The organism is Pseudomonas sp. PA-4-8C (assembly GCF_021606625.1).
Classification (GTDB): Bacteria; Pseudomonadota; Gammaproteobacteria; order Pseudomonadales; family Pseudomonadaceae; genus Aquipseudomonas; species Aquipseudomonas lactis.
Window position 1 is genome coordinate 1 of sequence record NZ_WKCD01000241.1, and the last position, 8,664, is coordinate 8,664.

General features: G+C 61.4%; 5 protein-coding genes. 4 read left to right on the plus strand and 1 reads right to left on the minus strand.

All coding sequences use genetic code 11. From position 1 onward, the window contains the following. Window positions 1-997 (minus strand): xanthine dehydrogenase small subunit (gene xdhA / locus GIW04_RS24230; RefSeq protein WP_236479265.1); only part of this gene is annotated, 997 nt, incomplete at its 3' end. A gap of 280 nt (window positions 998-1,277) precedes the next feature. On the opposite strand from xdhA, the gene GIW04_RS24235 reads away from it, so the two are divergent. From GIW04_RS24235 to ligA, 4 genes are all read left to right on the plus strand, one after another. Beyond that, a complete protein-coding gene (locus GIW04_RS24235) occupies window positions 1,278-1,937 on the plus strand; it encodes a GntR family transcriptional regulator (RefSeq protein ID WP_034136171.1) in 660 nt (219 codons plus the stop codon). A 2-nt stretch (window positions 1,938-1,939) separates the two neighbouring features. Continuing rightward, window positions 1,940-5,428, plus strand: a complete 3,489-nt coding sequence (gene smc, locus GIW04_RS24240) for a chromosome segregation protein SMC (protein WP_003193241.1) — start codon at window positions 1,940-1,942, stop codon at window positions 5,426-5,428. A gap of 258 nt (window positions 5,429-5,686) precedes the next feature. Further along, window positions 5,687-6,550: a cell division protein ZipA gene (gene zipA, locus GIW04_RS24245; protein WP_003193239.1), complete on the plus strand. Its 864-nt coding sequence runs from the start codon at window positions 5,687-5,689 to the stop codon at window positions 6,548-6,550. An 87-nt stretch (window positions 6,551-6,637) separates the two neighbouring features. Then, a partial coding sequence (ligA, locus tag GIW04_RS24250; RefSeq protein WP_236479266.1) for an NAD-dependent DNA ligase LigA occupies window positions 6,638-8,664 on the plus strand: 2,027 nt, incomplete at its 3' end.

Consider the following 8,664-nt stretch of genomic DNA (forward strand, 5'->3'; position numbering starts at 1 on the left):
GGCGGGTGTTGCCCTTGCACAGTACGATCTGCGCGCCTAGGGCAATCAGCAGCGGCGGCGAGTCACCAATGGGCGAAGCGTTGCCGATATTGCCGCCCAGGGTGCCTTGGTTGCGAATTTGCAGGGAGGCGAAGCGGTGCAGCAGTTCGCCGAAGTCCGGGTATTCGTGGTGCAGCGCGGCGTAGCAGTCGGAGAGGGCGGTGGCTGCGCCGATTTCCAGGCGGTCGTCGAACTGCTCGATGCGTTTCATGGCTTCAATGTTGCCCACGTAGATCATCACCGGGAGGGTGCGGTGGAACTGGGTGACTTCCAGCGCCAGGTCAGTGCCACCGGCCAGCAGGCGGGCCTGCGGGTAGGCGTCATAGAGGTCGGCCAGGTCGGCGACGGTCAGCGGCACCAGGCAGCGCTTGTCACCGCTGTTGAGTTCACCGGTCTGGGTCGGCGCGATGGCCTTGAGGCGGGCGATGGTTTCAGCCTGGCGGCTGTCGAATTGATCCTTGGGTTTGTTGCAGCAGGCCTGTTCGGCAGCGGCGAGGATCGGGCGATAACCGGTGCAGCGGCACAGGTTGCCGGCCAGGGCTTCATGGGCTTTCTGGCTGTCGGGGGCGTCGCTGTTTTTTTGCAGGGCAAACAGCGACATCACAAAACCTGGGGTGCAAAAGCCGCACTGCGAACCGTGGCACTCGACCATGGCCTGTTGCACGCTGTGCAGTTGGCCCTGGTGCTTGAGGTCTTCGACGCTGATCAGTTGTTTGCCGTGCAGTGACGACACGAACGTCAGGCAGGAATTGAGGCTGCGATAACGAATCTGCTCGGCGCCTTGCTCGTCGGTGTGCAACTCGCCGACCACCACGGTGCACGCGCCACAGTCGCCGCTGGCGCAGCCTTCCTTGGTACCGGGTTTGCCCACATGCTCGCGCAGATAATTGAGCACGGTCAGGTTGGGGTCCAGGGCGTGCTCGCTACGGAGTTCCTGGTTAAGTAAAAACTGGATCACGGAAGGCCTCGCAGACTCATTATTGTTGTTAACCGCTTTGCGCCGAATCTAGTCATGTCTGACTTTTCGGTCAATTGTTTTCTGACCTAAGGGTCAAGAAAATGCGGTCGCAACACTTTCAATTATGGTCCAGTCTTCTGGAACCGGCGTTTTTGGCGGCTTACAGGCTTTCAACGTTGCTTATTTCGTGCCAAATTCGCCACGGTGGGCGTAGCGCCATCAGCGGGCCAATGCGCTACACTGCCGCGCTTGTACCGATAGCAGATTTTGAAGGGAAAACATGACGTTCAAGGCGCCGGACAGTCTCGCCGAGCAAATTGCTCACCACCTCGCCGAACGTATCATTCGCGGCGATCTCAAGCCTGGGGAGCGGATCCAGGAACAGAAGGTCACGCTGGCGCTCAACGTCAGCCGTGGTTCCGTGCGCGAAGCTTTGCTGATCCTTGAGCGCCGCCATCTGATCGCGATCCTGCCGCGCCGTGGCGCCCACGTCACCGAACTCACCGCGCACAAGGTGCAGAGCCTGTGTACGTTGATGGGCGAGATGTACATCCTGCTCGGCAATGCGGTTGCCGAAGGCTGGCAGACCCAGGCCGACATGGCGCCGTTTCTGCAGATCCAGCAACGCCTTCAATTGAGCCTGGAGCGCGAGGACATCCGCGCGTTCGTCGAAGAAAGCTTCAACGTGATGCGCGCCGCGTACCCCTTCGCCAACAACCCGTATTTGCAGGAAACCGTCGAAAACCTGCAACCGGCGATGAACCGCGCTTATTACCTGGCCCTGGATCAGCGCAAGGCGTCCATGAGCGAGTTCCAGGCGCTGTTCGCGCAATTGCTCGCCGCGGTACTGGCCCGTGACCTGGCGCAGATTCGCCTGGTACTCACAGCCTATTGCCAGCGCAGCAGTTCGCTGGTCATCGCAGCCTTGGCGGACGCCTAAGCGTGCGGCTCAAGTGCATCAAGTTGGCGGGGTTCAAATCCTTCGTCGACCCTACCACCGTCAACTTTCCCAGCAACATGGCGGCGGTGGTGGGGCCCAATGGCTGCGGCAAGTCGAACATCATCGACGCCGTGCGTTGGGTGATGGGCGAGAGCTCGGCGAAAAACCTGCGCGGCGAGTCGATGACCGACGTCATCTTCAACGGCTCCACCAGCCGCAAGCCGGTGAGCCAGGCCAGTATCGAGCTGGTATTCGATAACTCCGACGGCACCCTGATCGGCGAATACGCGGCTTACGCGGAGATTTCCATCCGCCGTAAAGTCACGCGCGACAGTCAGAACAGTTACTTCCTCAACGGCACCAAGTGTCGCCGTCGCGATATCACCGATATCTTCCTCGGCACCGGCCTGGGCCCGCGCAGCTACTCGATCATCGAGCAGGGCATGATCTCCAAGCTGATCGAAGCCAAGCCCGAAGACCTGCGTAACTTTATCGAAGAAGCGGCCGGCATCTCCAAGTACAAGGAGCGCCGCCGCGAGACTGAAAACCGTATCCGCCGCACCCACGAAAACCTCGCCCGCCTCACCGACCTGCGCGAAGAGCTGGAGCGCCAGCTCGAACGCCTGCACCGCCAGGCCCAGGCCGCCGAGAAGTATCAGGAATACAAGGGCGAGGAGCGCCAGCTCAAGGCGCAACTGTCGGCCCTGCGCTGGCAGGCATTGAATGATCAGGTGGGCCAGCGCGAAGCGATTATTGGCACCCAGGAAGTCAGCTTTGAAGCGCTGGTGGCCGAGCAGCGTAATGCCGACGCCAGCATTGAACGCCTGCGTGACGGCCACCATGAGTTGTCCGAACGCTTCAATCTGGTGCAGGGTCGCTTCTATTCGGTGGGCGGTGACATTGCTCGGGTCGAGCAGAGCATCCAGCACGGCCAGCAGCGTTTGCGCCAGTTGCAGGATGACTTGAAGGAAGCCGAGCGCGCGCGCCTGGAAACCGAATCGCACCTGGGCCATGACCGCACCTTGCTGCTGACCCTGGGCGAAGAGCTGGACATGCTCACCCCCGAGCAGGAAATCACCAGCGCCGCCGCCGAAGAAGCCGCCGCGGCCCTGGAAGAATCCGAAACCACCATGCACGGTTGGCAGGAGCAGTGGGACGCCTTCAACCTGCGTTCCGCCGAGCCACGCCGCCAGGCCGAGGTGCAGCAGTCGCGCATCCAGCAGTTGGAAACCAGCATGGAACGCCTGGCCGAGCGCCAGCGCCGGCTGCAGGAAGAGCGCGTACTGCTCGCTGCCGACCCGGAAGACGCGGCAATCATGCAGTTGAGCGAGCAACTGGCCGAAAGCGAAATGACCCTGGAGGAGCTGGAGGCCAGCGAAGAACAGCAAGTGGAGCGCCTGGAGCAACTGCGCCAGCAATTGCACACCGCGACCCAGGCGCAGCAGCAGGCCCAAGGCGATTTGCAGCGCCTCAATGGTCGGTTGGCTTCGCTGGAGGCCTTGCAGCAAGCCGCGCTCGACCCCGGCACCGGCACCGCCGAATGGCTGCGCGACCAGCATTTGGCCGAGCGCCCGCGCCTGGCTGAAGGCTTGAAAGTCGAAGCCGGCTGGGAGTTGGCGGTGGAAACCGTACTGGGCGCCGATCTGCAAGCGGTGCTGGTGGATGATTTCGGCGGCTTCGACCTGGCCGGTTTTGCCCAGGGTGACCTGCGCCTGCTCAGCCCAGCGGCTGATGGTGCGCGGGTGCCGGGCAGCTTGCTGGACAAGGTCGAGGCGGCGATAGATCTGTCGCCCTGGCTGGGTCAGGTCAGGCCGGTGGAGTCTCTTGAGCAAGCCCTGGCCCAACGCGGGCAGTTGGCGGCCGGCGAAAGCCTGATCAGCCGCGATGGCTATTGGGTCGGCCGCCACTTCCTGCGGGTGCGTCGCGCCAGTGAAGCGGAAAGTGGTGTATTGGCCCGTGGCCAGGAAATCGTCAACCTGAGCGCCGAGCGTGAAGAACGCGAAGCCACCCTGGAAAGCCTGGAAACCGAACTGCAAACCCTGCGCGCTACCCAGCGCCAGCAGGAAACCGGCCGCGAACACCTGCGTCGGCTGTTGCAGGACGAAGCGCGCCAGCAAGGCGAGTTGAAGGCCCAGTTGTCTGCGAGCAGGGCCAAGGTCGAGCAATTGACCCTGCGCCGCACCCGTCTTGACGAGGAAGTGGCCGAAATGGGCGAACAGCGCGCCCTGGAACATGAACAGATCGGTGAAGCGCGCCTGCACTTGCAGGAGGCCCTCGACAGCATGGCCCTGGACACCGAACAGCGCGAATTGCTGTTGGCCCAGCGCGACAGCCTGCGTGAGCGCCTTGACCGCGTGCGCCAGGAAGCCCGGCAGCACAAGGACCACGCCCATCAGTTGGCCGTACGCCTGGGCTCGTTGCGCGCCCAGCATGATTCCACGCGCCAGGCTCTTGAGCGCCTGGAGATGCAGTCCGAACGCCTGACCGAAAAGCGCGAGCAACTGAGCCTCAACCTGGAGGAGGGCGAGGCGCCGCTGGAAGAGCTGCGCCTCAAGCTTGAGGAATTGCTCGACAAGCGCATGACCGTCGACGTGGAGCTCAAGACCGCTCAGATCGCCCTGGAAGACGCCGACCGTGAACTGCGCGACGCCGAAAAGCGCCGCACCATGGCCGAGCAGCAATCCCAGTTGATCCGCGGCCAGCTCGAACAACAGCGCATGGAATGGCAAGCCCTCAGCGTGCGGCGCAAGACCTTGCAAGACCAATTGCTGGAAGATGGCTATGACCTGCACGGCGTGCTCAACACCCTGACCGCCCAGGCCAACGAGAAAGACGCCGAAGAAGAGCTTGAACGGATTGCCGCACGTATTCAACGCCTGGGCGCGATCAACCTCGCCGCTATCGATGAGTACCAGCAGCAGTCCGAGCGTAAACGTTATCTGGATGCCCAGGACGCCGATCTGGTTGAAGCCCTGGACACGTTGGAAAACGTGATCCGCAAGATCGACAAGGAAACCCGTAACCGCTTCAAAGATACCTTTGATCAGATTAATGGCGGTTTACAGGCGTTATTCCCAAAAGTTTTCGGTGGTGGCAGCGCCTACTTGGAACTGACGGGCGAAGATCTACTCGATACAGGGGTAACGATCATGGCGCGGCCTCCGGGCAAGAAGAACAGCACCATCCATTTGTTGTCCGGCGGCGAAAAAGCCCTGACCGCATTGGCCCTGGTATTTGCCATCTTCAAGTTGAACCCGGCGCCGTTCTGCATGCTCGACGAAGTTGACGCGCCGCTGGATGACGCTAACGTTGGACGCTACGCTCGGTTGGTTAAAGAGATGTCCCAGACCGTGCAGTTCATCTATATCACCCACAACAAGATCGCCATGGAAATGGCCGACCAGTTGATGGGCGTGACGATGCATGAACCGGGATGTTCGCGATTGGTCGCGGTGGATGTGGAAGAGGCGATGGCGATGGTGGAATCCTGAGCCATGCCGGAGAGAGAGTTTACAGTGCGGCGTAGGGCGATTTACCGGTCTGGGGAAAGTGGCAAATGGACATATTTGTTCAAGGCATTTTGACAGACGGTGTAAAGTTATCTTTGGTCGTGCTAGTTTAATGTCAATTTTTCGTGTGCGTGGGCAAAACGTCAGTCAGAACATAGAGTTGGCGCCACGTTTTAAAGCGGTTTGCACGGTGCTAAACCCCTTATTTTTCAGCATTTTTTATTAGAGGCACGGGATTACATGGAAATCGGTCTGCGCGAGTGGCTGATCGTCATCGGCATTATTGTCATTGCCGGTATTCTTTTTGATGGCTGGCGCCGCATGCGCGGTGGCAAGGGCAAGCTCAAGTTCCGTCTGGACCGAAACCTGTCCAACTTGCCTGACGACGACGGCGCCGCTGAGCTGCTGGGGCCGCCCCGTGTGCTGGATACCCACAAAGAGCCGCAACTGGACGAGCACGACCTGCCGTCGATGAGCGCGCCGCTGCGTGAAGCCCGTGAGCCGTCGTCCAAGCGTGGCAAGCGCGGTAGCGCGGCGGTTGCCGAGCCGCATCAGGGCGACCTGAACCTCGACGTCGATGATGGCCCGAGCTTCAGCAGCCGCGATGATGATTTCCCGGATGAGACGTCCAGCAAGAGCGCGGTACGCCAATCGGTGAACGATCAGCCGGCGGCCGAAGAAGTGCTGGTGATCAGCGTGATCTGCCGCGACGCCGGCGGTTTCAAAGGCCCGGCACTCTTGCAGAACATCCTCGAAAGCGGCCTGCGTTTTGGCGAGATGGATATCTTCCATCGTCACGAAAGCATGGCCGGTAACGGCGAAGTGCTGTTCTCCATGGCCAACGCGGTCAAGCCGGGCACCTTCGATCTGGACGATATCGACCTGTTCAGCACCCCGGCGGTGAGTTTCTTCCTTGGCCTGCCAGGCCCGCGTCACCCCAAACAAGCGTTCGACGTGATGGTGGCCGCGGCCCGCAAGCTGTCCCAGGAACTCAACGGCGAGCTCAAGGACGACCAACGCAGCGTGCTGACCGCCCAGACCATCGAACACTACCGTCAGCGCATCGTCGAGTTCGAGCGTCGCGCCCTGACACAGAAACGCTGAGGTTCGATCTTAAGCGTTGTCTGTAGAATCCGTGCACTAACATATTGAGCAGCTTCGGCTGCTCTTTTGCTTTATGAGAGAACACCCATGACCGCCGCCCATACCCGCATCCTCGAACTGCGCGCTGAACTGGATCAGCACAACTACCGCTACCACGTCCTCGACGAGCCGAGCATTCCGGACGCCGAGTACGACCGCCTGTTCCACGAGCTCAAGGCCCTGGAGGCCGAGCACCCGGAACTGGTAACGCGTGATTCGCCAACGCAGCGGGTCGGCAGTGCGGCGCTGTCGGCGTTCACCCAGGTCAAGCACGAGATCCCGATGCTCAGCCTGGGCAACGCCTTTGATGAAACCACCATGCTGGAGTTTGATCGCCGGGTCACCGAGGGTCTTGATCTGCCGGTGGGCGATCTGTTTGGCGCTGGCGCGGCGGTGGAATACAGCTGCGAGCCGAAGCTGGACGGCCTGGCGGTCAGCCTGCTGTACCAGAATGGCGAGTTGGTGCGCGGTGCCACCCGCGGTGATGGCACCACCGGCGAGGACATCAGCGTCAACGTGCGCACCGTGCGCAATATCCCTCTGAAACTGCACGGCACGGGCTGGCCGGCCACCCTGGAAGTGCGCGGTGAAGTGTTCATGTCCAAGGCCGGTTTCGAGCGATTGAACGCCTCGCAACTGGAAGTGGGCGGCAAGACCTTCGCCAACCCCCGCAACGCCGCAGCAGGCAGCCTGCGCCAATTGGACTCGAAGATCACCGCCAGTCGCCCGCTGGAATTCTGCTGTTATGGCATCGGCCAAGTGACCGCGGATATCAGCGACACCCATATCGGCAACCTCAAGCAGTTGCAGCAGTGGGGCATGCCGATCAGCCACGAATTGAAGCTGGCCAAGGGCATCCAGGAGTGCCTGGACTACTACCGCGACATCGGCGAGCGCCGCAATGCGCTGGGCTATGAAATCGACGGCGTGGTGTTCAAGGTCAACAGCATTGCCTACCAGCGCGAACTGGGCTTCCGTGCCCGCGAGCCGCGCTGGGCGATCGCGCACAAATTCCCGGCCATGGAAGAACTCACCGAGCTGCTCGACGTGGAATTCCAGGTTGGCCGCACCGGTGCGGTGACGCCGGTGGCGCGCCTCAAACCGGTCAAAGTGGCTGGCGTGACCGTGTCCAATGCCACCCTGCACAACATGGACGAAGTGGCACGCCTGGGGCTGATGATCGGTGACACCGTGATCATCCGCCGCGCCGGTGATGTGATTCCGCAGGTGGTCTCGGTGGTCACTGAGCGCCGCCCGGAAAACGCCCGCGCCGTGCAGATCCCGCAGAATTGCCCGGTGTGCGGTTCCCATGTGGAGCGCACGCAACTGGTCAAGCGTAGCAAGGGCAAGGAAACCGTCAGCGAAGGCGCAGTGTACCGTTGCGTCGGGCGCCTGGCCTGCGGCGCGCAGCTCAAGCAGGCAATCATTCATTTCGTCTCGCGCCGGGCCATGGACATCGACGGCCTGGGCGACAAGACCATCGAGCAACTGGTGGATGAAAAGCTCATCGGTTCGCCGGCCGATCTCTACAAGCTCAAGTACGAACAGATCATCGACCTGGAAGGCTTTGCCGATATCTCCAGCAAGAAGCTGATCAGCGCCATCGAAAACAGCAAGACCCCGACCCTGGCACGTTTTATCTACGCCTTGGGCATTCCCGACGTGGGCGAGGAGACGGCCAAGGTCCTGGCGCGCTCGCTGGCGTCTCTGGAGCGTGTTCAAAAGGCGTTGCCAGAGGTGCTGACGTACTTGCCGGATGTCGGGCTGGAAGTGGCCCATGAGATCCATAGCTTCTTTGAAGACGGCCACAACCAGCAGGTGATTGGCGCGCTGTTGTCGCCGGACGAATGCGGCCTGCAATTGCAGGAGCAAGGCGAACTCAGCGCCGAATTCGCCGCCAGCACCACCTTGGGCGGTTTGCTCGACAAGCTGCACGTGCCGTCGGTGGGGCCAGGTGCTGCGCAGAAGCTCGCGGACAAGTTCGGTTCGCTGGAAGGCGTCATCAAGGCTGACTGGCTCGACATGCGCCAGGCGCTGCCCGAGAAGCAAGCCAAGTCTGTACGGGAGTTTTTCGA